Source organism: Streptomyces sp. NPDC055966 (genome assembly GCF_042269865.1).
GTDB lineage: Bacteria > Actinomycetota > Actinomycetes > Streptomycetales > Streptomycetaceae > Streptomyces.
Genome location: NZ_JBHJYK010000024.1, coordinates 33,171 through 57,807 on the forward strand (window position 1 = coordinate 33,171; position 24,637 = coordinate 57,807).

24 protein-coding genes are annotated in these 24,637 nt (G+C 73.3%); 11 read left to right on the forward strand and 13 right to left on the reverse strand.

The genetic code is table 11. From position 1 onward, the window contains the following. Window positions 1–8: 8 nt before the first annotated feature. From ACFC8N_RS38420 to ACFC8N_RS38445, 6 genes are all read right to left on the reverse strand, one after another. Window positions 9–656, reverse strand: a complete 648-nt coding sequence (locus ACFC8N_RS38420; RefSeq protein ID WP_362821713.1) for a hypothetical protein — start codon at window positions 654–656, stop codon at window positions 9–11. Between the two features lie 229 nt (window positions 657–885). Continuing rightward, the gene (locus ACFC8N_RS38425) at window positions 886–1,683 is read right to left on the reverse strand and encodes a type III pantothenate kinase (RefSeq protein ID WP_356029179.1); all 798 of its coding nucleotides are present in this window, start codon (window positions 1,681–1,683) and stop codon (window positions 886–888) included. A 5-nt stretch (window positions 1,684–1,688) separates the two neighbouring features. After that, window positions 1,689–2,666, reverse strand: coding sequence for a carboxylating nicotinate-nucleotide diphosphorylase (gene nadC / locus ACFC8N_RS38430; RefSeq protein WP_356029182.1), 978 nt, complete (start codon window positions 2,664–2,666; stop codon window positions 1,689–1,691). 37 nt (window positions 2,667–2,703) lie between these two features. Beyond that, entirely contained in the window at window positions 2,704–4,425 is a 1,722-nt protein-coding gene (locus tag ACFC8N_RS38435; RefSeq protein ID WP_356029184.1) for an L-aspartate oxidase, read from the reverse strand. Beyond that, entirely contained in the window at window positions 4,422–5,414 is a 993-nt protein-coding gene (gene panC, locus ACFC8N_RS38440; protein ID WP_376293706.1) for a pantoate--beta-alanine ligase, read from the reverse strand. Before panC ends, ACFC8N_RS38435 begins: the two co-directional genes overlap by 4 nt. Beyond that, window positions 5,414–6,358 (reverse strand): Rossmann-like and DUF2520 domain-containing protein, encoded by a 945-nt coding sequence (locus ACFC8N_RS38445; RefSeq protein ID WP_376293708.1) that lies wholly within the window; start codon window positions 6,356–6,358, stop codon window positions 5,414–5,416. The genes panC and ACFC8N_RS38445 overlap by 1 nt, the downstream gene beginning before the upstream one ends. 196 nt (window positions 6,359–6,554) lie before the next feature. Between ACFC8N_RS38445 and ACFC8N_RS38450 the strand changes: the two genes are divergently transcribed. Beyond that, a complete protein-coding gene (locus tag ACFC8N_RS38450; RefSeq protein ID WP_356029192.1) occupies window positions 6,555–7,712 on the forward strand; it encodes a beta-eliminating lyase-related protein in 1,158 nt (385 codons plus the stop codon). Between the two features lie 21 nt (window positions 7,713–7,733). Here ACFC8N_RS38450 and ACFC8N_RS38455 read toward each other — a convergent pair whose 3' ends face one another. Then, on the reverse strand, window positions 7,734–7,940 hold the full coding sequence (locus ACFC8N_RS38455) for a hypothetical protein (protein WP_356029194.1): 207 nt from the start codon (window positions 7,938–7,940) through the stop codon (window positions 7,734–7,736). A gap of 185 nt (window positions 7,941–8,125) precedes the next feature. Here ACFC8N_RS38455 and ACFC8N_RS38460 point away from each other — a divergent pair, with 185 nt between their 5' ends. Beyond that, complete coding sequence (locus ACFC8N_RS38460; RefSeq protein WP_362821664.1) at window positions 8,126–9,229, forward strand: DUF5937 family protein; 1,104 nt, start codon at window positions 8,126–8,128, stop codon at window positions 9,227–9,229. A 191-nt stretch (window positions 9,230–9,420) separates the two neighbouring features. Here ACFC8N_RS38460 and ACFC8N_RS38465 read toward each other — a convergent pair whose 3' ends face one another. Beyond that, complete coding sequence (locus tag ACFC8N_RS38465; protein WP_376293712.1) at window positions 9,421–10,092, reverse strand: response regulator; 672 nt, start codon at window positions 10,090–10,092, stop codon at window positions 9,421–9,423. 69 nt (window positions 10,093–10,161) lie between these two features. Beyond that, the gene (locus ACFC8N_RS38470) at window positions 10,162–11,367 is read right to left on the reverse strand and encodes a sensor histidine kinase (RefSeq protein WP_376293715.1); all 1,206 of its coding nucleotides are present in this window, start codon (window positions 11,365–11,367) and stop codon (window positions 10,162–10,164) included. Window positions 11,368–11,485: 118 nt separating this feature from the next. On the opposite strand from ACFC8N_RS38470, the gene ACFC8N_RS38475 reads away from it, so the two are divergent. Beyond that, entirely contained in the window at window positions 11,486–12,838 is a 1,353-nt protein-coding gene (locus ACFC8N_RS38475) for an SAM-dependent methyltransferase (RefSeq protein ID WP_376293717.1), read from the forward strand. A 9-nt stretch (window positions 12,839–12,847) separates the two neighbouring features. On the opposite strand, the gene ACFC8N_RS38480 is transcribed toward ACFC8N_RS38475, so the two are convergent. Further along, on the reverse strand, window positions 12,848–13,999 hold the full coding sequence (locus tag ACFC8N_RS38480; RefSeq protein ID WP_356029205.1) for an NADH-quinone oxidoreductase subunit D: 1,152 nt from the start codon (window positions 13,997–13,999) through the stop codon (window positions 12,848–12,850). A gap of 31 nt (window positions 14,000–14,030) precedes the next feature. Between ACFC8N_RS38480 and ACFC8N_RS38485 the strand changes: the two genes are divergently transcribed. Both ACFC8N_RS38485 and ACFC8N_RS38490 read left to right on the forward strand, forming a co-directional pair. Then, on the forward strand, window positions 14,031–14,552 hold the full coding sequence (locus ACFC8N_RS38485) for a PH domain-containing protein (RefSeq protein ID WP_376293719.1): 522 nt from the start codon (window positions 14,031–14,033) through the stop codon (window positions 14,550–14,552). Beyond that, entirely contained in the window at window positions 14,549–15,889 is a 1,341-nt protein-coding gene (locus ACFC8N_RS38490; protein ID WP_356029211.1) for a PH domain-containing protein, read from the forward strand. Before ACFC8N_RS38485 ends, ACFC8N_RS38490 begins: the two co-directional genes overlap by 4 nt. Window positions 15,890–15,974: 85 nt before the next feature. Here the strand turns inward: ACFC8N_RS38490 and ACFC8N_RS38495 are convergent, their stop codons facing one another. Next, complete coding sequence (locus ACFC8N_RS38495; protein ID WP_376293722.1) at window positions 15,975–17,336, reverse strand: hypothetical protein; 1,362 nt, start codon at window positions 17,334–17,336, stop codon at window positions 15,975–15,977. A 95-nt stretch (window positions 17,337–17,431) separates the two neighbouring features. After that, window positions 17,432–18,559, reverse strand: coding sequence for an alpha/beta hydrolase (locus ACFC8N_RS38500; RefSeq protein WP_376293725.1), 1,128 nt, complete (start codon window positions 18,557–18,559; stop codon window positions 17,432–17,434). Window positions 18,560–18,783: 224 nt separating this feature from the next. Between ACFC8N_RS38500 and ACFC8N_RS38505 the strand changes: the two genes are divergently transcribed. The 6 genes from ACFC8N_RS38505 to ACFC8N_RS38530 all read left to right on the forward strand — a co-directional run bounded on the left by ACFC8N_RS38505 (window position 18,784) and on the right by ACFC8N_RS38530 (window position 23,988). After that, window positions 18,784–20,598: a phosphatidylglycerol lysyltransferase domain-containing protein gene (locus tag ACFC8N_RS38505; protein WP_356029216.1), complete on the forward strand. Its 1,815-nt coding sequence runs from the start codon at window positions 18,784–18,786 to the stop codon at window positions 20,596–20,598. Between the two features lie 132 nt (window positions 20,599–20,730). Continuing rightward, entirely contained in the window at window positions 20,731–21,645 is a 915-nt protein-coding gene (folP, locus tag ACFC8N_RS38510) for a dihydropteroate synthase (protein ID WP_356029219.1), read from the forward strand. Beyond that, on the forward strand, window positions 21,642–22,211 hold the full coding sequence (locus tag ACFC8N_RS38515; RefSeq protein WP_356029221.1) for a nuclear transport factor 2 family protein: 570 nt from the start codon (window positions 21,642–21,644) through the stop codon (window positions 22,209–22,211). Before folP ends, ACFC8N_RS38515 begins: the two co-directional genes overlap by 4 nt. 249 nt (window positions 22,212–22,460) lie before the next feature. Continuing rightward, window positions 22,461–22,820: a dihydroneopterin aldolase gene (gene folB / locus ACFC8N_RS38520; protein ID WP_356029223.1), complete on the forward strand. Its 360-nt coding sequence runs from the start codon at window positions 22,461–22,463 to the stop codon at window positions 22,818–22,820. Further along, on the forward strand, window positions 22,817–23,428 hold the full coding sequence (gene folK / locus ACFC8N_RS38525; protein WP_356029226.1) for a 2-amino-4-hydroxy-6-hydroxymethyldihydropteridine diphosphokinase: 612 nt from the start codon (window positions 22,817–22,819) through the stop codon (window positions 23,426–23,428). The genes folB and folK overlap by 4 nt, the downstream gene beginning before the upstream one ends. A 71-nt stretch (window positions 23,429–23,499) precedes the next feature. Then, window positions 23,500–23,988: a DUF3180 domain-containing protein gene (locus tag ACFC8N_RS38530; protein ID WP_362821669.1), complete on the forward strand. Its 489-nt coding sequence runs from the start codon at window positions 23,500–23,502 to the stop codon at window positions 23,986–23,988. A 36-nt stretch (window positions 23,989–24,024) separates the two neighbouring features. Here ACFC8N_RS38530 and folE read toward each other — a convergent pair whose 3' ends face one another. Continuing rightward, entirely contained in the window at window positions 24,025–24,630 is a 606-nt protein-coding gene (gene folE / locus ACFC8N_RS38535; RefSeq protein ID WP_356029230.1) for a GTP cyclohydrolase I FolE, read from the reverse strand. Window positions 24,631–24,637 lie beyond the last annotated feature (7 nt).

The following is a 24,637-nucleotide window of genomic DNA, read 5'->3' on the forward strand; positions in this document are numbered from 1 at the left end:
TGGGCGGGTCAGCCCGCGGCGAGCTGGCGGGACTCGGTGTCCTCCGTCGGCGGCACCGGCTTGCGGCGCGGGAAGACCTCGCCCGGCGTCGGGATGGGGCGCTTCGGGGGCGCCGGCTGCGGGGCGGGGCGCTCCGCGGGGGCCGGCCCCGGCTTCTGCGCGGGCTTCTCCGCCGGTTTCGCCGGCTCCCCGGCCTCCTGGACCCCGGACTCGCCCGCGCCGCCGGGAAGGGCCGTCAGGCGCGTCCGTGCGGGCGGTACGGCGGGAGCGGGCACCGTCCGGGCGCCCTGTGCGAACCGGGCTCGTACGTCCTGCTCGGCCAGCGCCTGGCAACGGTCCAGCAGCGCGGCCGCCGCGGGATTGCCGCGCAGCGCCCGCAGCGCGGCCAGGTCGTCCGGCGTCGGCCGGTGCCCGGCGCCCAGCGCCTCCTCCAGGAGGGTGAGGTAACCGGCGGCGGTACCCGGCAGCGCGGCCCGGTACCGGCCGAGGTCGGCCACCAGGAACGCGCGCAGTCTCGCCCCCTCGCACATCGCCTCGTCGAGCGACTCGGCGAGCCGGAAACAGTCCTGGACGTCCCCGGCAGAGGCTTGGCCGGGGTGAAGGGCGAGGGCGAGGGCGCGACGGAGCACACGCAGCTCCTCCACGCCGAACGCCATGCCGCCGCGGGATCCGTATGGCGTGGGCATGCGGCGACGCTACCGCTAATCGGACAAAAGTGACGGACCGGAATGCTGTGTCGCCGCGTGTCGCTCCGCGTTTCCCTCGACCGGGGCCACGAACACGCACCCAGGCGCCATATCCGGGCGACATCCGCGCGCGTGGAATGCGAGAACCGGCGCCACGCGGTCGAAAGACCGGCGCCTCCCGGAGAGGGCGCCGGTCGTCTCACATGCGCGACACGTTCCGCTCGTACACCAGGCGCAGCCCGATCAGCGTCAGCCACGGCTGGTGCTCGTCGATCGCCGAGGACTCCCCCAGCACCATCGGCGCGAGCCCGCCCGTGGCGATCACCCGCACGTCGTCCGGGTCCTCGGCCAGCTCCCGGGCCATCCGCTCGACCACCCCGTCGACCTGCCCCGCGAAGCCGTACACGATGCCCGCCTGCATGGCTTCGACGGTGTTCTTGCCGATCACGCTGCGCGGCCGGGCCACCTCGATCTTCCGCAGCTGCGCGCCCTTGACGCCGAGCGCCTCCACGGAGATCTCGATGCCGGGTGCGATGACGCCGCCGACGTACTCCCCGCGCGCGGAGACCGCGTCGAACGTGGTCGCCGTGCCGAAGTCGACGACGATCGCCGGGCCGCCGTACAGCTCCACGGCCGCGACCGCGTTGATGATCCGGTCCGCGCCGACCTCCTTGGGGTTGTCGGTGAGGATCGGCACGCCCGTCTTCACGCCCGGTTCCACCAGCACCGCGGGCACGTCGCCGTAGTACCTGCGGGTGACCTCGCGCAGCTCGTGCAGCACCGACGGGACGGTCGCGCAGATGGCGATGCCGTCGATGCCGTCGCCCAGCTCCTCACCGAGCAGCGGGTGCATCCCCATCAGGCCCTGGAGCAGCACCGCCAGCTCGTCCGCCGTGCGGCGCGCGTCCGTGGAGATGCGCCAGTGCTCGACGATGTCCTCGCCGTCGAACAGGCCGAGGACGGTGTGCGTGTTGCCGACGTCGATCGTGAGCAGCATGGCCGTTACTCCGCCTCGCGCAGGTCCAGGCCGATGTCGAGGATCGGCGAGGAGTGGGTGAGCGCGCCGACCGCCAGGAAGTCCACACCGGTGTCGGCGTACGCGCGCGCGGTGCCGAGCGTCAGCCGCCCGGAGGCCTCCAGCAGGGCCCGGCCGCCGACGATGCCGACGGCCTCCGCGCACTCGCCGGGCGTGAAGTTGTCCAGGAGGATCAGGTCGGCGCCCGCCTCGACCACCTCGCGCAGCTGGTGCAACGTGTCGACCTCGACCTCGATCGGCACGTCCGGGAAGGCCTCCCGTACGGCCTTGAAGGCCTGTGCGACGCCGCCGGCGGCGACCACGTGGTTGTCCTTCACCAGGGCCGCGTCGGACAGCGACATGCGGTGGTTGACGCCTCCGCCGCAGCGGACCGCGAACTTCTCCAGCGCGCGCAGGCCGGGGGTGGTCTTGCGGGTGTCGCGGACCTTGGTCTTGGTGCCCTCCAGCGCGTCCGCCCACGCGCGCGTGGCGGTCGCGATGCCGGACAGGCGGCACAGGATGTTCAGCGCGCTGCGCTCGGCGGTGAGCAGGTCACGCGTGCGCGAGGTGACCGACAGCAGCTTCTGCCCGGCCTCGACCCGGTCGCCGTCGTCGACGTGCCGCTCGACCTCGAACTCGTCGGTGCAGACCACGGACAGCACGGCCTCGGCGACCCGGAGGCCCGCCACGACGCCCGCCTCGCGCGCGGTGAAGTCGCCGGTGGCGGTGGCCTCCTCGGGGATGGTCGCGACGGTCGTCACGTCCACGCCGCCGTCCAGGTCCTCCTGGATGGCGACGTTGGCGACGTCCTCGACCTCGATGGGGTCGAGCCCGGCGGCGGCCAGCAGCTCGGCGAGCGCGGGGTCGAGCCCGCACTCCAGGTATTCGTGGTCGCCCTCGGCGCCGCAGGCGCAGTCGTCGCCGCAGCCGCCGGCGGAGGCGAGGGGAAGGTCGTCGGTGCTCACGTCTGTCACTGCTCCTGGGGCGCTGGGTTCGCGGGTGTTACCGGGTAGGGGGGAAGTCTGCGGTGTCGGTGGTGCCTACGGCCAGGGACCGGTCCGGGCTCAGCCGTACGACGATGTGGCGCCGCCAGTTGGTGTCGTCGCGCTCGGCGCGGTCCTCGCGCCAGTGGCAGCCGCGGGTCTCCTCGCGCAACCGGGCGGCGGCGACCAGGGCGCGGGCGACGCACAGGAGGTTGGTGGCCTCCCAGGTGTCGACACCGGGCTCGGCGGTCTTGCCGTGCTCCTGGAGCGCGTCGCGGGCCTGCGTGTGCAGCCCCTGGAGCTGTTCGGCGGCCCGGGCGAGGGACTCCCCCGAGCGCAGCACGCCCGCGCCCTCGGTCATGATCCGCTGGATGGCGAACCGGGTCTCGGGGGCGAGCAGCGGGTGGGCGGGCGTCTCGGGGTGCGGGACCGGTGCGGGCACGCGCGCGTGGAGGCCGTTCTCCGCCCGCGCGGCGGCGATGTCGGCGGCGATGCTCTCGGCGTAGACGAGGCCTTCGAGCAGGGAGTTGGACGCGAGCCGGTTCGCGCCGTGCACGCCGGTGCAGGCGACCTCGCCGCACGCGTACAGGCCCGGCACCGTCGTCCGGCCCCGCGCGTCGGTGCGCACGCCCCCGGAGGCGTAGTGCGCGGCCGGGGCGATCGGGATGGGCTCGGTGAGCGGGTCGATCCCGTTGGCGCGGCAGGCGGCCAGGATGGTCGGGAAGCGGTGCTCCCACATGTCGGCGCCGAAGTGCCGGGCGTCGAGGTACATGTGCTCGGCGCCCTGCTCCAGCATCCGCCGCAGGATGCCCTTGGCGACGATGTCCCGGGGCGCCAGCTCGGCCAGTTCGTGCTGGCCCACCATGAAGCGCACGCCGTCGCCGTCGACCAGGTGGGCGCCCTCGCCGCGCACGGCCTCCGAGACGAGCGGCTGCTGCCCCTCCGCGTCCGCGCCGAGGAACAGCACGGTCGGGTGGAACTGCACGAACTCCAGGTCGGAGACCTCGGCGCCCGCGCGCAGCGCCAGCGCCACGCCGTCGCCGGTGGACACGGACGGGTTGGTGGTCGCGGAGAAGACCTGGCCCATGCCGCCGGTCGCGAGGACCACCGCGGGGGCGTGCACGGCGCCCACGCCGTCGTGCTGGCCCTCGCCCATCACGTGCAGCGTGACGCCGGCCGTACGGCCCTCGGCGTCGGTCAGCAGGTCCAGCACCAGGGCGTTCTCGATCGTGCGCAGCCCGCGCGCGCGTACCGCCTCCACCAGGGCCCGGGAGACCTCGGCGCCGGTCGCGTCGCCGCCCGCGTGCGCGATACGGCGCCGGTGGTGGCCGCCCTCGCGCGTGAGGGCCAGTCCGCCCTCGGAGGACTCGTCGAAGTGGGCTCCGGTGTCGATGAGTCGGCGTACGGCGTCGGGGCCCTCGGTGACGAGGATCCGGACGGCGTCCTCGTCGCACAGGCCCGCGCCGGCCACCAGGGTGTCGTCGAGGTGCTGCTCGGGTGTGTCGCCCTCGCCGAGGGCGGCGGCGATGCCGCCCTGCGCCCAGCGCGTGGAGCCGTCGTCCAGGCGGGCCTTGGTGACGACGACCGTCGTGAGCCCGGCGGCCTCGCAGCGCAGGGCCGCGGTCAGCCCGGCCACGCCGGATCCGACGACGACCACGTCCGCGGCGATGCTCCACCCGGGGGCCGGCGCGTGCAGACGTATGCCCGTGTTGGTGGCCGGGTTGGTGCCTGTGCTGGTCACGAGGCGGCTCCGAAGGTCAGGGGGAGGTTGTCGATCAGCCGGGTCGTGCCGACCCGGGCGGCGACGGCGAGGACGGCCTCGCCGGTGAAGTCGTCGCCGATCTCGGTGAAGTCGGCGGGGTCGACCAGGGCGAGGTAGTCCAGCCGGAGCGGCGGGACGAAGCGCGCGGCCTCGTCCAGGACCTGGCGGGCCGCCGCGCGGACCGCGGCCGGACCGCCGGGTACGGCGGTGGCGACGGCGTGCGCGTCGGCCGCCGCGCGGGACTCTCCTATGGCGCTGAGCGCCTCGGCACGCGCATGCGTGGAGGGCACTTCGCGGGCACGCGCGCGCAGCGCCTCCTGCGCCGCGTGCCGGTCGCGGCCGGCGAACAGCGCGCGGGACAGCGCGAGCGCCGCACCGCGCTCGTCGGGCGAGAGGTAGCGGTTGCGGCTGGACAGGGCGAGCCCGTCCGCCTCGCGCACCGTGGGTACGGCGACGATCTCGACGCCGAAGTTCAGGTCCCGCACCATGCGCCGGATCAGGGCCAGCTGCTGGGCGTCCTTCTGCCCGAACAGGGCCGCGTCGGGGCGGGTGAGGTGCAGCAGCTTGGCGACGACGGTGAGCATGCCGTCGAAGTGGCCCGGCCGCGAGGCACCCTCCAGACGCTCGCCCATCGGGCCGGCGGTGATGCGAACCCGGGGGTTGCCGCCGGGGTAGACCTCGTCCACGGAGGGCGCGAACACCGCGTCCGCGCCCGCCTGTTCGGCGATCTTCAGGTCGGCGTCGAGGGTGCGCGGGTAGCGGTCGAGGTCCTCGCCCGCGCCGAACTGGAGGGGGTTGACGAAGACGGTGACGACGACCTCGCCGTCGCGGCCCGCCAGCTCCCGCGCGCTGCGGATCAGGGTCGCGTGGCCCTCGTGCAGGGCGCCCATCGTCATCACGACGGCACGTCGGCCGCGGCGCACGCGTGCGTGCAGCTCTTCGGCGGTGCTCAGCAGGACGGTGGTCATCAGGCGTTCCCCTTGGTGCCGTTGGTGCCGTTGGTGCCGTTGGATCCGTCGGCCAGCACACCGAGCAGATCCTCGGCGAGCTCCGGCTTCAGCAGGCCGTGGGCGAGGGCCCGGTCGGCGGTGGCGCGGGCCATCGCGAGGTAGCCCGCGACGGTCTGCGGGGCGTGCTTGCGCAACTCGGTGACGTGCGCGGCGACCGTGCCGGCGTCCCCGCGCGCGACAGGCCCGGTGAGCGCCAGGTCGCCGGAGCGCAGCGCGTTGTCCAGGGCGGCGCCGAGCAGCGGGCCGAGCATCCGGTCGGGCGCCGTCACACCGGCCGTGCGCAGCAGCTCCATGGACTGAGCGACGAGGGTGACCAGGTGGTTGGCGCCGAGGGCGAGGGCCGCGTGGTAGAGCGGGCGGTTCTCCTCGCTGATCCACTCGGGCTCGCCGCCCATCTCGATGACCAGGGCCTCGGCGGCCAGCCGCAGTTCCTCGGGCGCGGTGACGCCGAAGGAGCAGCCGGCGAGGCGCTGGACGTCCACCGGGGTGCCGGTGAACGTCATCGCCGGGTGCAGCGCCAGCGGCAGCGCGCCCGCGCGCAGGGCGGGGGCGAGGACCCCGGCGCCGTAGCGGCCGGAGGTGTGCACGAGCAGCTGGCCCGGCCGTACGGAACCGGTCTCGGCGAGGCCGGCGACCAGGCCGGGCAGGGCGTCGTCGGGGACGGTCAGCAGCACCAGGTCGGCACGCTGGAGGACCTCGGCGGGCGGCACCAGCGGCACGCCCGGGAGCATGGTCTCGGCGCGCCTGCGGGAGGCGTCGGAGACTCCGGAGACGGCCACCGGGCGGTGCCCGGCGAGCTTGAGGCACGCGGCCAGCGCGGGGCCCACGCGGCCGGCGCCGACGACGCCGACGGTGAGCCGCGCGGGGCGGTCCCTGAGGTCTGGCTGGTGGACTGTACTCACGCGACGGCGGCCTTCCCGTTCCAGTCCGCTCTGGGTACCGGACGATGTACCGGACGATTTCTCGTCATGTTAACGCTATCCGGTCCGGCAGCGGCCGGTCGTCCACAGGCTGTGGGTTTCGCCACGCCGCCGCGAGGGCTCCGCGGCGTGGAAATCCCGGTACCGGGCGGGTGCGGGGCGCGGCATGATCGCCGCTATGACCGATACGGCTGAGCAGGATCAGAGGCGGGCACGGTACGAGCGGCGGGTGGCCGCGTCCAAACAGGCGCGGCGCGTGCTGTGGCGCGCCCCGTTCGAGGGCACGATCCGGGAGCGCCTGGACTGGCTGGCCCGGACGGCACCCGAGGTCCACGACCTCGACGAGCGGGTCGACATGTACGGCGACCGGATCGTGGGCACCCTGGAGGACAGGGTCGCCGCGCTGCTCGGCACGGAGGCCGCCGCGTTCTTCCCGACCGGCACGATGGCCCAGCAGGTGGCCCTGCGCTGCTGGGCCGCCCGCACCGGAGACCCCACCGTCGCCCTGCACGGCCTCGCCCATCCCGAGGTGCATGAACGGAACGCGTTCAGCCAGGTCAGCGGCTTGCGCCCGGTGCGGGTGACCAGCGAGCCCCGGCTGCCCACGGCCGCCGAGATACGCGACTTCGACGAGCCCTTCGGCGCGCTGATGCTGGAACTGCCCCTCAGGGACGCCGGTTACGTCCTGCCCTCCTGGGAGGAGCTGACGGAGGTCGTCGAGGCCGCGCGGGAGCGCGATGCGGTGGTGCACTTCGACGGCGCGCGCCTGTGGGAGTGCACGGAGCACTTCGGGCGCTCCCTGGAGGAGATCGCCGCGCTCGCCGACACCGTCTACCTCTCGTTCTACAAGTCCCTCGGCGGCTTCGGCGGGGCCGCCCTGGCCGGCCCGAAGACGCTGATCGAGGAGGCGAAGGCCTGGCGGCACCGGTACGGCGGCATGATCTTCCAGCAGTTCCCGACCGTGCTGTCGGCCCTCGCCGGACTCGACACGGAACTGCCCCGGCTGCCCGGCTATGTGCGGCACGCGCGCGTGGTGGCCGCGGCGCTGCGCGAGGGGTTCGCCGAGGCCGGCGTGCCGGGGGCCCGCGTGCACCCCGCGGTGCCGCACACCCACGAGTTCCGGGTCTGGCTGCCGTACGCCCCCGACGTGCCGGCCGAGGCGGCGGTGCGGCAGGCGGAGGAGACCTCGGTCCTGCTGTTCGCGCGGGCCTGGGACCACGGCGGGCCGGACCTGGCGTTCACCGAGGTCACGGTCGGCGCGCAGGGCCTGGAGTGGACGGCGGACGACGTGCGGGCGGCCGTCGCCGACTTCGTGACGCGCCTGCCCGCGCCGTGATCGGCGCCCGCGGGACTGTGATCACAGTGCGCGCGGGCGTAGCCGGCGGCGCAGGGCGTACCGCACGCGCCCGCGTGCCGGGCGCTCGGCGACGACCGCGCTGAAGCGCCGGTACGCGCGCAGTTCGCGCACGGTCTGAAGATCGTGGCGGCCCGGCGCGGGCGGCTCGGGCTCGCCGAGCGTGCGCGCCCGGTGGATGTCGAGGAGGTACTGCTGGGTGACGCTCATGGCGGATCGCCTCTACAGGATGTTCGGGACGTGGCTGATCTGGACGTGGCTGATCTGTGGGTGATCGGGCTCCGCGGCTGCCCCGGTGCCTTCAGCCTGGTCGAGCCCGGTGCGGATGTCCCGTGGATTGACGACTGCCGTCAATCCACGGAGGCACTGTCAGTGGGCCGGTGCACGATGGGTGCATGAGCGTGACGATCGACATCACCGGACTGCCGCCCGAGCGGGTCCGGGTCGTGCCCTCCCCGCTGGCGGAGCTGGGGATGGCGCTGCACGCGCTCAGCGAGCCCGGCCACCACCCCGATCTCCAGGGCTGGGCGACCGCCGTCTCGTCCCGGCTGGACCCCCGCCTGGCCGACCGGCTCTGCGAGGCCGACTTCCTGTGGCGTACGACGTTCTCGGACGTCTTCGCCCCCTTCGGCGGCGTCCCCGGCCGGCGCACGGTGCCCGGCGCCACCCTCGCCGAGGACCTGGACCTCCTGGACAAGCTGACGGACCAGCAGTTCGTCGACGCCGCCCTGGAGTTCACCTGCCGGCTGCGCTACGACGTCCAGGAGCCGGCCCTGCTGGACGACCCGGAGCTGCGCCGCCGCGCCCTGGAGCTGGCCGCCGCGCGCGGGGCCGTACAGGAGCAGTTCACGCGCCGGCTGCTGGAGGACCCGCCGCTCGTCCGGGCGTGGTTCCGGCAGCTGATGCTCGACTGCGACGAGGCCTTCTTCGCCGACACCTGGGCCCGCATCCAGCCCCAGCTCGCCGCCGACGCCCGGCACCGGACCGAGCTGCTGCGCCGCAAGGGCCTCGGCGAAGCCGTCACATCGCTGTCCGAGGCCGTCTCGCTGGACGAGGAGGCCGGGCTGATCACGGTCGACAAGCTCTCGGTGGGCCGCACCGCCACGGGCGACGGCGGCCTGGTCCTGGTGCCGACCAGCCTCGGCTGGCCGCACGTCATGGTGCTGCACCGCTTCGGCTGGCAGCCGTCGATCACCTACCCCGCGAGCGGCACGCGCCCGCAGGCCCCGTCCGTCGAACAGCTCACGCGCCGCCTGGAGGCGCTGGCCCACCCGGTGCGGATGCGGCTGTGCCGGCATCTCGCCCGCGCCCCGCACACCACGGGCGAACTGGCCGACGCGCACGGCATGTCGGCCCCCGAGATATCCCGGCACCTCGCGGTGCTGAAGAGGGCGGGCCTGATCACGGACTGCCGCCGCGGCCGGTACGTCCAGCACCAGCTGGACCTGTCCGCGGTGGCCCGGCTGGGCAGCGACTTCATCGAGGGCGTCCTGCGCTGACGCCTCCCCGCGGGGGCCGACGGTCCACCCCACCGGAGCCCCGTGTCACCCATGGCGGGCACCGGTCCCGCCCGGTCGGTGCCCGCAGACCCGCCGAGGCCGGCACACCGGCGCCGGCCGACCGTACGACGCCCTCGGCTTCCCGTCGGGCACCCTCGTCAGGCGCCCGCACGCCTCCGGTTGAGCTCGGGTCAGCCGTGCCCGCCCGCGCGGACCAGCCCGGTCTCGTACGCCAGCACGACCACCTGCACCCGGTCGCGCAGGCCGAGCTTGGTCAGGATGCGGCCCACGTGGGTCTTGACCGTGGCCTCGCTGAGCACCAGCCGGGCCGCGATCTCCCCGTTGGACAAGCCCTGCGCGACGAGCACCATCACCTCCCGCTCCCGCTCGGTGAGCCGCTCCAGCTCCTTGTGCTGCGGCTCCTTGCCGCCGGAGGGCAGCATCGGCGCGAAGCGGTCCAGCAGCCGCCGGGTGGTGGAGGGCGCCACGACGGCGTCACCGCTGTGCACGGACCGGATGGCGGCCAGCAGCTCACCGGGCGGCACGTCCTTGAGCATGAACCCGGAGGCGCCCGCCTTCAGCCCGGAGAACGCGTACTCGTCCAGGTCGAACGTGGTCAGGATCAGCACCTTCGGCGCGTCCGGCTCCGCGCAGATCCGCCGGGTGGTCTCCACACCGTCCAGCTTCGGCATGCGGACGTCCATCAGGACGACGTCGACCGGGGTGGTGCGCAGCACCTGGAGCGCCTCGACGCCGTCGCCCGCCTCCGCGACGACCTCCATGTCCGGCTGGGCGGCGAGCACCATCCGGAACCCGGTGCGCAGCAGCACCTGGTCGTCGACGAGCATCACGCGGATCGTCATCGGGCCTCTTTTCAGAAATCGGCTTTCAGGGGGCGGCTTACGGGTGTCGGTCGGGAGCGCGCGAGGACATCAGTGCGCCGGTTTGAGCGGGAGCAGGACGCTGATGCGGAATCCTCCGCCCGGGCGCGGGCCCGCGTCCAGCGTGCCGCCGACCATGCCGACGCGCTCGCGCATGCCGATCAGCCCGTGCCCCTGGCCGTCGGCGCCGCCCTCCTCGTACAGCTCGTGCGGGGCGCCCTTGCCGTCGTCCTCGACCAGCAGGCCGAGCCCGTCGTCGAAGTAGACCAGCCGCACGCTCGCGCCCGCGTTGGGCCCGCCGTGCTTGCGGGTGTTGGTCAGCGCCTCCTGCACGATCCGGTACGCGGTCAGCTCCACGCCGCTCGGCAGCGGGCGCGGGGTGCCCTCGACCTTGAAGTCGACCGGCAGCCCGGAGGCGCGGCACTGCTCGACGAGGTCGTCGATCTGGTCGACATCGGGCTGCGGGACGTACTCCCCGCCCTCCTGGTGCTCCCCGGTGCGCAGCACGCCCAGCAGGCGGCGCATCTCGGCGAGGGCCTGCCGGCCGGTGGAGGAGATCGTCTCCAGGGCCTTCTTGGCCTGGTCGGGGGCGGCGTCGAGGACGTAGGAGGCGCCGTCGGCCTGCACCACCATCACCGACACGTTGTGTGCGACGACGTCGTGCAGCTCGCGCGCGATCCGGGCACGCTCGGCGGCGACCGCGACCTTCGCCTGGGCCTCGCGCTCCTTCTCCAGGCGGGCGGCGCGCTCCTCCAGCTGGGCGAAGTAGGCACGCCGCGTGCGCATGGAGTCACCGAGCACCCAGGCGAGCGCGAAGGGCACCGTCTGGAAGACCGCTAGGGCGATGTGCCCGACGAAGCCGGAGTGCGTGGCCGGCCAGCGTATCTGCGCGACGGTCGCCGCGACGAGGCTGACGCAGAGCGCGACCCGCGAGGCCCAGCGCGCGCCGATCGCCGCGACCGTGAACGTGATCACCAGCATCGCGAAGTCGGCGACGGTCGTCTCGACGTCCAGGACCAGCTGGGCCAGTCCGGTCGCGCACGCGACCAGCAGCATCGCCTCCGGGAAACGGCGGCGCAGCGCGACGACCGTGCACAGGACGACGGACACGGCCAGGCCCGCGGCGATCGACCCGTGGTGCCCTGCCGATCCGTGCAGATTGACCACACTCACGCCGGACAGCCCGAACAGGACGACGGCCCAGAAGGTGTCGACCCAGGTCGGGTGGCGGCGGAGGAAGTCGTAGAGGCTCTGCACGTAACCCAGAGTAGGGAAACGGGATGCGCGCGGGGGTCAACCGGAGGGCCGATCCACACCCGGTGCGCGTACTCCGCAAGGTGGAGGAAGTGATCATCTGTGCGCCTAGTCTGTTCCGGTGACGGATGAAACGGCGCGGGAAGCGGAACGGGCTTCCGGCGGCCACGGTGACGGCGGTGGCGGCCGGCCGGACGAGCAGGGCCGGCGCGGCCGGCGCGGCTGGCGTGCGGCGGCCGAGGCGGCGCTGTACGGGCCCGGCGGCTTCTACCGGCGTCCGGAGGGCCCGGCCGGCCACTTCCGCACGTCCGTGCACGCCTCCCCGCTGTTCGCGCGGGCCGTGGCCAGGCTGCTGTGCCGGGTGGACGAGGTCCTGGGGCGGCCCGACGCGCTGGACTTCGTCGACATGGGAGCGGGCCGGGGCGAGCTGGTCGCCGGCGTGCTCGCCGCCCTGCCGGCCGACGTGGCCGCACGCGCGCGTGGATACGCCGTCGAACGCGCCGACCGACCGCCCGGCCTGGACCCGCGCATCACCTGGCTGCCCGAGCCCCCGGCAGCGGTCACCGGGCTGCTGTTCGCCAACGAGTGGCTGGACAACGTGCCCGTCGACGTCGCCGAGGTCGACCCCGCGGGGGTGCCCCGGCTGGTGCTCGTCGCCGAGGACGGCACCGAGCGGCTCGGGGAGCCCGTGACGGGCGCGGACGCGGACTGGCTCGCCCGCTGGTGGCCGCTGCGCGCCGAGGAGGGGCTGCGCGCGGAGATCGGGCTGCCCCGGGACCTGGCGTGGGCGTCGGCGGTCGGCCGGCTGGTGCGCGGGCTCGCCGTGGCGGTGGACTACGCGCACACCCGCGACACGCGCCCCCCGTTCGGGACGCTCACCGGCTTCCGGGAGGGACGCGAGACGGCGCCCGTGCCGGACGGATCGTGCGACATCACCGCGCACGTGGCACTGGACGCGTGCGCGGCGGCCGGCGCCCCTGACGCCGGGAGTACGGGGCAGTCGCCCCAGGGCACACCGCGCACGTCCCCCGATTCGCCGCCTACGTCTCCCGCGCGCACGTCTCCCGATCGGGCGCGCATGCCCTCCAGCGAGGCGCGCACGCTCCCCGGGGAGGCGCATACGTCCCAGAACACCACCAGCGCGCCCCCGAACACCCCTCCCGCGCCCTCCACGCCCCAGAACACGGCGCGCACACCCCATGACGCGGCGCGGGAGCCCCACGACACGGCGCGCACGCTGTCGCCCGCGCGCCTGCTCACGCAGCGCGCCGCCCTGCGCGCCCTGGACATCACCGGCGCGCGCCCCCCGCTCGCGCTGGCCTCCACAGACCCCGCCGCCTACGTACGCGCCCTCGCGAGCGCCGGAGAGGCCGGCGAACTCACCGCGCCGGGCGGCCTCGGCGACTTCGGCTGGCTGGTCCAGCCGGTCGGCGTCCCGCACCCGCTGGCGGCGGAACCCCCGGCCGCCCCCTAGCCGCCCGGGCTACTTGTCGATGTCGCCGACCACGAAGAACATCGACCCCAGGATCGCCACCATGTCCGCCACCAGCGTCCCCGGCAGCAGCTCGGTCAGCACCTGGATGTTGTTGTACGACGCCGAGCGCAGCTTGAGCCGGTACGGCGTCTTCTCGCCCTTGCTGACCAGGTAGTAGCCGTTGATGCCGAGCGGGTTCTCGGTCCACGCGTACGTGTGTCCCTCGGGCGCCTTCAGGACCTTCGGCAGCCGCTGGTTGATCGGGCCCGGCGGCAGCCCGGCGAGCCGGTCCAGGCAGGCGTCGGCGAGGTCGAGCGCGTTGTGGGTCTGCTCCAGGAGCACCTCGAAGCGGGCGAGGCAGTCCCCCTCGCTCCGGGTCGCGACCTTCAGGGTGTCCTGGAGGTCGCCGTACGCCAGGTACGGCTCGTCGCGGCGCAGGTCGAAGTCGACGCCCGAGGCGCGCGCGATGGGTCCGCTGACGCCGTAGGCGTGCACCGCTTGCGGCGTCAGCGCGCCGACCCCGCGCGTGCGCCCCCGGAAGATCTCGTTGCCGAGCACCAGGTCGTCGAAGACGTCCATGCGCGAGCGCACGGCGGCGACGGCGGCACGCGCGCGTGCGCTCCAGCCGGCCGGCAGGTCCTCCTTGAGGCCGCCGACGCGGTTGAACATGTAGTGCATGCGCCCGCCGGAGACCTCCTCCATCACGTTCTGGAGCACCTCGCGCTCGCGGAACGCGTAGAACACCGGGGTGATGCCGCCCAGCTCCAGCGGATAGGAGCCGAGGAACATCAGGTGGTTGAGCACCCGGTTCAGCTCGGCGAGCAGCGTGCGCGTCCACACCGCCCGCTCGGGCACCTCCATGCCGAGCATCCGCTCCACGGCGATGACCACGCCCAGCTCGTTCGAGAACGCCGACAGCCAGTCGTGGCGGTTGGCGAGCACGATGATCTGCCGGTAGTCGCGCGCCTCGAAGAGCTTCTCGGCGCCGCGGTGCATGTACCCGATCACGGGCTCCGCGCGCACGATGCGCTCCCCGTCCAGCACCAGCTTGAGCCGCAGCACACCGTGCGTGGACGGGTGCTGGGGCCCGATGTTGAGCACCATGTCCGTGCTCTCCGCGGCGCCGCCGATCCCGACGGTGGTCTGGGTCGTAGGAGTCATGGTCCCAGTTTCCCCTACGTACGCTGGCCCCATGGAAACGGGGAGCCCGCACGAGGCGGGGACAGCGGGGATACCGGGGATGCCCGGGGACGAGCCGGTGTGGCGGGGGCTGCCGCCCGGCCTGCTGCGGATGCGCCGGCTGCTGCTCGCGGTGTGGACGGCGCTGCTCGCGCTCGCCGCGGGTCTGCTGCCGGGCCTGTTCGCGGGTCCCGCGTGGGCGGCGTTCGCGCTGCTGCCCGTCGCGTGCGCCGCGTGGTGCTGGCGGCTGCTGGGGCGCAACTGGCGCTCGTGGCGGTACGCCGAGCGGGCGGACGACCTGCTGATCAGCCGCGGCGTGCTGTGGCGCGAGCAGACGGTGGTGCCGTACGGGCGGATGCAGCTGGTGGAGGTCACCTCCGGGCCGGTGGAGCGCCGTTTCGGGCTGGCCACCGTGCAGCTGCACACAGCGGCCGCCGCGACCGACGCGACCATCCCCGGCCTGGACCCGGCCGAGGCGGAACGGCTGCGGGACCGGCTCACCGAGCTGGGCAAGGCACGATCGGCGGGCCTGTGAGCGGCCAGGACCACGCCGACGGCACGGACGCCGGGGAGCGCGTACCCGTGACCGAGCGCCGGCTGCACCCGGTCACGCCCTTCCGGCGGGCGTGGGCGCCGGTCGCCGTACTCGTCGGCTGGGCGGCGCACGACCCGAACAGCGCGCAGGAGCAGCTCGCGCGGCTGACCGACACCATGCTCCTGCTGGGCCTCGCGGTCCTGGTGCCGGTGGCCGGTCTGTACGGCTTCCTGTCCTGGTGGTTCACGCACTTCGCGGTCACCGGCTCCGAACTGCGCATCCGCACCGGCCTGTTGTTCCGGCGCACCGCGCACATCCGGCTGGAGCGCATCCAGGCCGTGGACGTCTCGCGTCCCCTCCTCGCGCGCGTGGCGGGCGTTGCGAAGCTGCGGATCGACGTCGTGGGCGCCGACAAGAAGGACGAGCTGGCCTTCCTCGGCGAGCAGGAGGCACGCGCCCTGCGCGCGGAACTGCTCGCGCGCGCGGCGGGTTTCGCACCCGAGACGGCGCATGAAGTCGGGGAGGCACCGGCGCACGAGTTGCTGCACGTGCCCCCGCGCGCGCTCGCGCTCTCCCTGGTGCTGACGGCCGCCACCTGGGGCTCGCTGTGCGCCGCGCTCCTCGTGCCGACCGTGCTGTGGCTCACCACCCACAGCCTGTGGACCGTCCTCGGCACCGCCCTGCCGCTGCTCGGCGGGGCCGGCGCGCACAGCGCGGGACGGTTCGCCGCCGAGTTCGACTGGAAGGTGGCCGAGTCCCCGGACGGGCTGCGCATCGACCACGGGCTGCTCGACCGCACGCACGAGACGGTGCCGCCCGGCCGGGTGCAGACCGTGCGGATCGTGGAGCCCCTGCTGTGGCGGCGGCTCGGCTGGGTGCGGGTGGAGCTGGACGTGGCCGGGTCCGCCAACTCGGTGCTGATACCGGTCGCCCCGCGCGCGGTCGCCGAGTCCGTCATCGCGCGCGTGCTGCCGGACGTGACGGTGCCCCAGGAACTGTCCCGCGCACCGGGGCGGGCCCGGTGGTGCGTACCGGTGTGGTGGCGCGGCCGTCGCCTCGCGGTCACCGGCACGGTGTTCGCCACCCGGCACGGCCTGCTGCGCCGCAGCCTCTCGCTGGTCCCGCACGCCAAGGTGCAGAGCGTACGGCTCACCCAGGGGCCCTGGCAGCGCGTGTGGCGGCTCGCCGACGTCCACGTGGACACCGGGGCCGGAAAGACCGTCACCGCCGGGCAGCGGGACGCCGAGGAGGCCGTACGGCTCCTGCGCGAGCAGGCCGAGCGGTCCCGCACCGGACGCCGGGACGCCCGCCCGGACCGCTGGATGACCGCCGGGTGACCGCTGGAGGGCGCCGGAACGACGTACGGCCCGGCTCCCCTCGGGGAAGCCGGGCCCGGTGCCTCGCGGGACTGCGGAGCACGCGTCAGGAAGCCGCGCTGCGCAGCCCCTGGACGTCGATCTGCTCGGTCTCGTCGTGCGCGGTCAGGTCGATGACCTGACCCGCGCCGTCCGCCTGCGCGGCGGCGGGCTTGAACGCGGCCTCGGCCTCGGCCTTGTGCACGGCGAGGGCCTCCTGTCCGACGACGTCGGCGAGGTCCTCGTTCTGCACGGAGTCCAGCGCGGCCTCGGGCGCGGCCTTCTGGGTGCCGAAGAAGTCGAAGCCACCCTCGACCACCGGTCGCCGAGCGGGTGCGGCAGGTACGACGGCCACCGCGGTCGGCACCGTGAAGTGCCCGGCGGGCGGCTGCCCCAGCGGCCGTACCGGTTCGAGAGCCGCGCTCGGCGCGGCGGCCTCGCTCGCGGCGGCACCGGCGCTGTCGGTCACGTCGCCGGTCACAGCGTCCGCGGCGTCCTCGTCGGCCCCGGCTTCGGCTTCGACGGCCTCGGCGCCTTCTCCTTTGGCGACGGAGTCGGCCTCGGTCTCGGAATCGGCACCGTCGGAATCGGTGTCGTCGGAATCGGTGTCGTCGGAATCGGTGTCGTCGGAATCGGTGTCGTCGGAATCGGTGTCGTCGGAGAGCTCGGCCTCAGGAGCCGCGTCCTCGGCCGCCTCGGGCCCGGCCTTCTCCTCGTCGAGCGCCACAGCCTCGGAGTCGAACGCGGACTCGCCGACGGCCTCGGCCTCGGCCTCGGCTGGAGCCTCCCGCTCGAACCCGGCCAGAGCCGTCAGGGCACGCTTGTACAGCCAGGCGCCCTCGGACGAGAACACCGCGTTCGCCGACCGGGCCTCGCGGTCGGCCTCCTCCGTGACCTCGGCCGCAACCGGCTCCGGCTCCTGCTGGGACTCGGCGCTGCGCGCGGGCGGCAGGGCGAGTGAGGACGAGGGCTCGGCGGCCTCGATCTCCAGCAGCCGGCGGCCCTCCAGGGCGCTCGCGCGCTCGGTCTCCGCCGTGGCGTACCGGCGCAGCAGGGCCGCGTGCTCGTTGCGCAGGCCGGCCAGCTCGGCACGCTTGGCGCGCAGCCGCTGCTCCAGTTTGGTGCGCAGCTCGCGGGATTCCTCAAGGTCGGTCTCCAGTTCGGCGACCCGTTCCTCGTTGCGCCATTCGTCGCTGGCACGCGCGCGCGTGAGTTCGGCGACCTGCTTGCCCGCCTGCGCGTCCCAGCGGCGCATCACGATCGCGCCGACGACGGCGGTCGCCGCGGCGGCCGCGGCCAGTGCGCGCAGCACCGTGGCCCCGGAGAACGCCCAGGGACCCAGCGCGCAGACGACGGAGACACCGGCGATCGCCGAGGGAGGCAACAGCCGGTGCAGAGGTGGGGAATGGCGGTGGCGTCCACGTGGCATGGCCAGAAACTTACCGCGCGTAGGCGAATCGCGGGCCCCCGCCCCGTAAAAACACAGCCACACTGTGCGCTTCACGGGGCATCAGGGCAACGATTTCAGTTGGCGGTCAGCTTCGTGCTGAGCCACTGGAGGGTCGGCGGGATCTCCCGCTTCCAGGTGTTGAAGTTGTGCCCGCCGCTCGGAAGGATGATCGAGGAAATCCTGGTCACGTTCGTGCCCTGCACGGCCTGGATGAATTTCATCGTGTCCTTGTAGTTGTGCTCACCGACCTTGCTGCTGGTCACGAGGAGCGAGGTCTCGGGCGCGGTCAGATGCTTGATCGCCCAGAACAGGTTGGCCCGGTTCTGCAGGTCCTTGTTGCCGTGGAAGAGATCGCCGGTGGTGGGGTCGATCGGCGCCTTGTAGTACGGCGAGAGACCCGCGGCGGCCGCGTAGGAGCCCGGGTGGTGCATGGCGATCTTCAGCGCGCAGTAGCCGCCGGTCGAGTCACCGACGATGCCCCAGCTGGCAGGCGTCTTGTCGACGCGGTACTGCTCCATCACCGAGTTGCGCAGGTCCTTGGCGAAGAAGGTCTCGACCTGCGGGCCGCCCGGAACGTCCACGCACTCGGTGTCCCGCGGCGGCGCCACGGTCGGCCGCAGCATGACCAGGATCATCGGCTGCATCTTGCCGCTCTTGGCCAGCTGCTGCGCCGTGCTCGGGTAGTCCAGCTTGTTCACCAGGGCCTCGGCGGTGCCCGGGTAGCCCGTGAGGACCACGGAGACGGGGAACTTGCGCGCGTGGTTCTGCGGCTGGAAGTACTCCGGGGGCAGGTACACGTAGGCCGGGGTGGCGAGGTGGGTCGTACGGCCGACGATGTCGACCTTCTGGACCTGCCCGGTCAGCTGCGGCATCCCGCCGCCCACGCCCGCGACGTGGGACGTGGAGACCACCTTGATCGAACCGGTCTTACCGCCGCCCGCTATGTGGTCGACGACCACACCCTGGGCGTTCTCCTGGCCGAACAGGTCCGACCAGCTGGCGTAGAACCCGAAGGCCTGGTTGGCAGCGAGCCCGACGGAGGCGAAGATCGCGAGCTGGGTGGTCAGCAGCAGACCGATGCGCCCGCCGATGGACTGCCAGCTCTGCCGTGCCAGTCGCGGCCACAGCCACACCGTGCCGGCGAACAGCACGGCTGCGAACACGATCGCCAGCAACAGCACTTTATTGCTCGTGAGTCCCATGGGCTGCTTCCTGCCTGCGCTCTCCGCCCGGTGCCCACGCCTTATTGCGAGGGCTTGCCCGGGGCTTTCCTTGGCCTTTGACCCGACTTTCCGATGAGGAGTGAACCTCTCCCCCCGAGACACCGTCCTAGAGGGCGCAATGTCGCCGGATGCCCTGATCGGGCCCGGGTTCAAGGTCTCTCGCAGAACTACGGGATGCGATGTCTGTCAGGATAGATGGGGAATTGTCGGGCGAGGTTCCGGGTGGTAAGAGCCGGGCGCGGCGCATACTTCGCGGCCCGCGTCCCGAGGTCGTTCCCACTCTGGTCAGCAGGGCGGCCGCACTCGTGGGCGTCCTGGACATTGCCGCGGGTGTCTTCCCGCGCTTCCGCCACAGTCGCATGCACGCGATCGCCGAGGTGCTGCCGGGCTCGTTCGGGCCCTTCGCGGCAGCGCTCTCGCTGAGCGCCGGCGTGCTGCTCCTCCTGCTCGCGCACGGGCTCAAACGGCGCAAGCGCCGGGCATGGCGGGCCGCGGTCGCGCTGCTGCCGGCGGGTGCCGTGGCGCAGTTCGCGTACCGCCACTCGCTCGTCGGCATGCTGATCGCGGTCGCACTGCTCCTGCCGCTGCTGCGGCACCGGAACGAGTTCGCGGCCCTGCCGGACCCGCGCAGCAGGTGGCGTGCTCTTACCAACTTCGTACTTATGAGTGCGGGTTCCCTCGTGCTCGGCCTCGTGATCGTGAGCGTCCATCCGCACCGGACGATCGGCAACCCGAGCCTGGCCGACCGGCTCACCCACGTCGTCTACGGCCTGTTCGGCTTCGAGGGCCCCGTCGACTACGCGGGCAACGCCTCCTGGACCGTCGCCTTCTCCCTCGGCGCGCTCGGCTGGATCACCGCGGTCACCACGATCTACCTGGCCTTCCGCCCCGAGCACCCGGCCGCGCGGCTCACCGAGGAGGACGAGGCGCAGCTGCGCGCGCTGCTGGCCAAGCACGGGCACCGGGACTCGCTCGGCCACTTCGCGCTGCGCCGGGACAAGGCGGTCGTCTTCTCGCCCAGCGGCAAGGCGGCGGTCACCTACCGCGTCGTCTCCGGCGTGATGCTCGCCAGCGGCGACCCCATCGGCGACGTCGAGGCCTGGCCCGGCGCCATCGAGCGCTTCATGGACGAGGCCAAGGCCCACTCGTGGACCCCGGCCGTCATGGGCTGCTCGGAGACGGGCGGCGAGGTGTGGACCCGCGAGACCGGCCTGGACGCCCTGGAACTGGGCGACGAGGCGGTGGTGGACGTCGCGGATTTCTCGCTCGCCGGACGCGCGATGCGCAACGTCCGACAAATGGTCAAGCGCATCGAGCGGGCCGGCTACGAAACCCGGGTACGGCGCATCCGTGACCTCAGCGACGGCGAGCTGGAGCGCGTCCGGCGCGCCGCCGACGACTGGCGCGGCACGGACACCGAGCGCGGCTTCTCCATGGCGCTCGGCCGCGTCGGCGACCCGGCCGACGGGGACTGCCTGATAGCCACCGCCCACAAGCAGGACGACGAGCCCGGCGAGTACGGCGACCTGAAGGCGATCCTGCACTTCGTGCCGTGGGGCAAGGACGGCGTCTCGCTGGACCTGATGCGCCGCGACCGCAGCGCGGACCCGGGCATGAACGAGCTCCTGATCGTCGCCGCCCTCCAGGCCGCGCCGAAGTTCGACATCACCCGGGTCTCGCTGAACTTCGCGATGTTCCGCTCCGCCCTCGCGCGCGGCGAGAAGATCGGCGCCGGTCCGGTGCTGCGCGCCTGGCGCGGGCTGCTGGTGTTCCTCTCGCGCTGGTTCCAGATCGAGTCGCTGTACAAGTTCAACGCCAAGTTCCAGCCGCGCTGGGAGCCGCGCTTCGTGGTCTACCGCAACTCCGCCGACCTGCCCCGCATCGGCTTCGCGGCCATGCAGGCGGAGGGCTTCGTCCACATCGCCCTGCCGCTCCCGCGCTTCCTGCGCCGGCGCAGGGCGGTCGCCGAGCGCCCCTGCGCGCACACCATGGCGGAACACGACATGCGCGCGGCCTGAACGGCGCGCACGGCACGGCACCGCGCGGCACGACCGAGGACCGGCCCGGACGGCAGCCCCACCTCCTCCAGCAGGGGCTTCCGCCCGGGCCGCCGCGCATTCACGGCCCGCTCCTGGGCCTACGCTGAACGTATGAACAACCTCAGCGGACGCGGCCGGGTGACGGGCCTTCCGGCATGGGACCGGTGCGCGGTCATGGGCGTCGTCAACGTGACCCCCGATTCCTTCTCCGACGGCGGCCGCTGGTTCGACACGACACGCGCCGTCAAACACGGTCTGGACCTCGTCGCCGAGGGCGCGGACCTGGTCGACGTCGGCGGCGAGTCCACCCGGCCCGGCGCCACGCGCGTCGACGAGGCCGAGGAGCTGCGGCGCGTCATCCCCGTCGTGCGCGGCCTCGCCTCCGAGGGCGTCGTCGTCTCCGTCGACACCATGCGCGCTTCCGTGGCCGAGCAGTCCCTCGCGGCCGGTGCAGCCCTGGTCAACGACGTCAGCGGCGGCCTCGCCGACCCCGCGATGATCCCCGTGGTCGCGGCTGCGGGCGCCCCGTTCGTCGTGATGCACTGGCGCGGCTTCCTGGCGGGCGGCAACGTCCAGGGCGTCTACGAGGACGTCGTCGCCGAGGTCGTGGACGAGCTGCACGCGCGCGTGGAGGCCGTTCTGGCGGGCGGTGTCGCCCCGGACCGCATCGTCGTCGACCCCGGCCTCGGCTTCTCCAAGGAGGCCGGGCACGACCTCACCCTCCTCGCCCACCTCGACCGTCTGCGCGTCCTCGGCCACCCCCTGCTCGTGGCCGCCTCCCGCAAGCGGTTCCTCGGCCGGGTGCTGGCCGGCCCGGAGGGGGCGCCCCCGCCGGCCAGGGAGCGCGACGCCGCCACGGCCGCCGTCTCCGCGCTCGCGGCGCACTCCGGCGCCTGGGCGGTGCGCGTGCACGAGGTACGCGCCACCGCGGACGCGGTACGGGTCGCACGGGCCGTGGAAGGGGCGCGTGAAACGGGTCACACGCCGGACGCCGGCGGCGAGCGCGAGGTGGAAGGAGAGCAGTGAGCGCCCCTCACATCGACGTCGAACAGGTGGAGGCCGCCAACACCGCCTTCTACGAGGCGATGGAACGCGGCGACTTCGAGGAGCTGTCCTCGCTCTGGCTCAGCCCCGCCGACCTGGGCGTGGACGAGGAGTACCACGACCCGGCGGACACCGGGGTGATCTCCTGTGTGCACCCCGGGTGGCCCGTGCTGACCGGCCGCGGCGAGGTCCTCAGGTCGTACGCCCTGATCATGGCCAACACCGACTACATCCAGTTCTTCCTCACCGACGTGCATGTGTCCGTCACCGGCGACACGGCCCTTGTGACCTGCACCGAGAACATCCTCAGCGGCGGCCCGGCCCCCGCGGACGGCGGGGAGCTGGGGCCGCTGGTCGGTCAGCTCGTCGTCGCCACGAACGTGTTCCGGCGCACCCCCGCCGGCTGGAAGATCTGGTCGCATCACGCCTCCCCCGTGATGGCGGAGAGCGAGGACGCCGAGGACACCGAGGCCGTCGAGGACATGGACGCCACGGACGACACGCCCGGAACAAACGGCACGAATCCGGACGACGGTCTCCTCGGCTGAGCAGCCGGCGGTTCCCCGGCTGCGAAGAAGTGGTTGGAATCACCTACCCCGGGGTATGAGCGGCTATCAGCCCATGGCGTGGCCGGGTTTCCCGGGGGAAACACGAGATGAACGCTCATGGTCCCCGCGCGGCCCCGTGGCCCCGCGCCCCGGCTGTGTCAGCACCCGCAGGTAGATTCGTCAGAGGCCGGTGTGCCGCCCGCACGCGGTACGGACCGGTCCTTCCCGACGATTGCAGGAGTGATTCGCGTGGATCGTGTCGCGCTGCGCGGCCTCAAGGCCCGCGGGCACCACGGTGTGTTCCCCAAGGAGCGCGAAGAGGGCCAGACCTTCATCGTGGACCTCGTCCTCGGGCTGGACACCCGGCCGGCCGCGGCGGACGACGACCTGACGAAGACCGTGCACTACGGCATCGTGGCCGAGGAAGTCGTGGCCGAGGTCGAGGGCGAGCCGGTGAACCTCATCGAGACGCTCGCCGAGCGGATCGCGCGCACCTGTCTGAAGCACGAAGGGGTCCTGGAGGTGGAGGTGTGCGTCCACAAGCCGGACGCGCCGATCACCGTCCCCTTCGACGACGTGACCGTCACCATCACCAGGAGCCGAGTATGACCCGACCGTACCTCCAGGGTCACAGCGACCCGACCGTCCAGCCGGTGCCCGCCTCGGTCGTCGAGCAGGTCGACGCCGCCGACACGACCTTGCAGAACCCCAAATGGGCCGTCATCTCCATCGGCGCCAACCTCGGCAACCGCCTGGAGACCCTCCAGGGCGCCGTCGACGCGCTGGAGGACACCCCGGGAGTGCGCGTCAAAGCGGTCTCGCCGGTGTACGAGACCGAGCCGTGGGGCGTGGCACCCGGCACCCAGCCGTCGTACTTCAACGCGATCGTGGTCCTGAAGACCACCCTGCCCCCCGAGTCCCTGCTGGAGCGCGCGCACGCCGTCGAGGAGGCCTTCAAGCGGGTCCGGGACGAGCACTGGGGCCCGCGCACGCTGGACGTCGACATCGTCGCCTACGCCGACGTCACCTCCGACGACCCGCGGCTCACCCTCCCCCACCCGCGCGCCCACGAGCGCGCCTTCGTGCTCGCCCCCTGGCACGACGTGGACCCGCAGGCCAAGCTCCCCGGCCGGGGCCCGGTGGCCGATCTGCTGGCGGCCGTCACCCGCGAGGGCGTGACGCCCCGCGCGGACCTGGAACTCCGACTGCCCGAGTAGTCGTTAAGGTCAGGACGGCAAGGTCGGAACGACCACGGTCCGGGCCGGTCCGGGGGAGCTGAAGGGACACCGTGAAAGAGCTGCGCATCAGGGTGCTGGTCGGCGTGTTCGTCGTGGCCGGAGTCCTGTCGTGGGCGGGCGCCCGCCTCTGGAACGCGATCGGGACCCTGCCGAGCGTCCCCCTGGCCGCGCCCATCGTGCTCGCCCTGATCGCCGTGGTCCTGGCCGCGACGGCGCTCTCGCTGCGCGCCCGGCTGAAGGCCCAGCGCGAGCGCCGGCCCGGTGCCAAGGGCGTCGACCCGCTGATGGCCGCCCGCGCGGTCGTCTTCGGCCAGGCCAGCGCCCTGGTCGCGGCCCTCGTCGCCGGCATGTACGGCGGCACGGGCGTGTTCCTGCTGGAGCTGCTGGACCTGCCCACCCGCCGCGACCAGGCCATCTACGCCGGCTTCTCGGTGCTGGCCGGCATCGCGGTGATAGTGGCGGCCCTGTTCCTGGAGCGCGTGTGCAAGCTCCCGGACGACGAGGACCAGAACCACCCGGGGGCGGAACCGGCGGCGTGACCGCCCGGCCGCATCCCGCCGGGTCCGGCGCGCGGTTCAGCGCGCCATGATCAGGCTCATCGCCTCGTTCCGGGTGGCGACGTCCCGCAGCTGACCGCGGACGGCCGACGTTATGGTCTTCGCCCCCGGCTTGCGGATGCCGCGCATGGACATGCACATGTGCTCGCACTCCACGACCACGATCACGCCCCGGGGCTCCAGGATCTCCATCAGGGAGTCCGCGATCTGCGTAGTGAGACGTTCCTGCACCTGCGGGCGGCGTGCGTAGACGTCCACGAGGCGGGCCAGCTTGGACAGGCCCGTGATCTTCCCGGACGTCGACGGGATGTACCCGACGTGCGCGATGCCCCGGAACGGCACCAGGTGATGCTCGCAGGTCGAGTACACCTCGATGTCCTTCACGAGGACCATCTCGTCGTGACCGATGTCGAACGTCGTCGTCAGGACGTCCTCCGGCTGCTGCCACAGGCCCGCGAAGATCTCCTTGTACGCCCGGGCCACCCGCGCCGGCGTCTCCCGCAGCCCCTCGCGGTCCGGGTCCTCACCGACCGCGATCAGCAGCTCCCGCACGGCGTTCTCGGCGCGCTTCTCGTCGAACTCGCCGATGCGTCCCTCACCGTCCAGCGTCACCGGGTCGGTCATCTGGTGC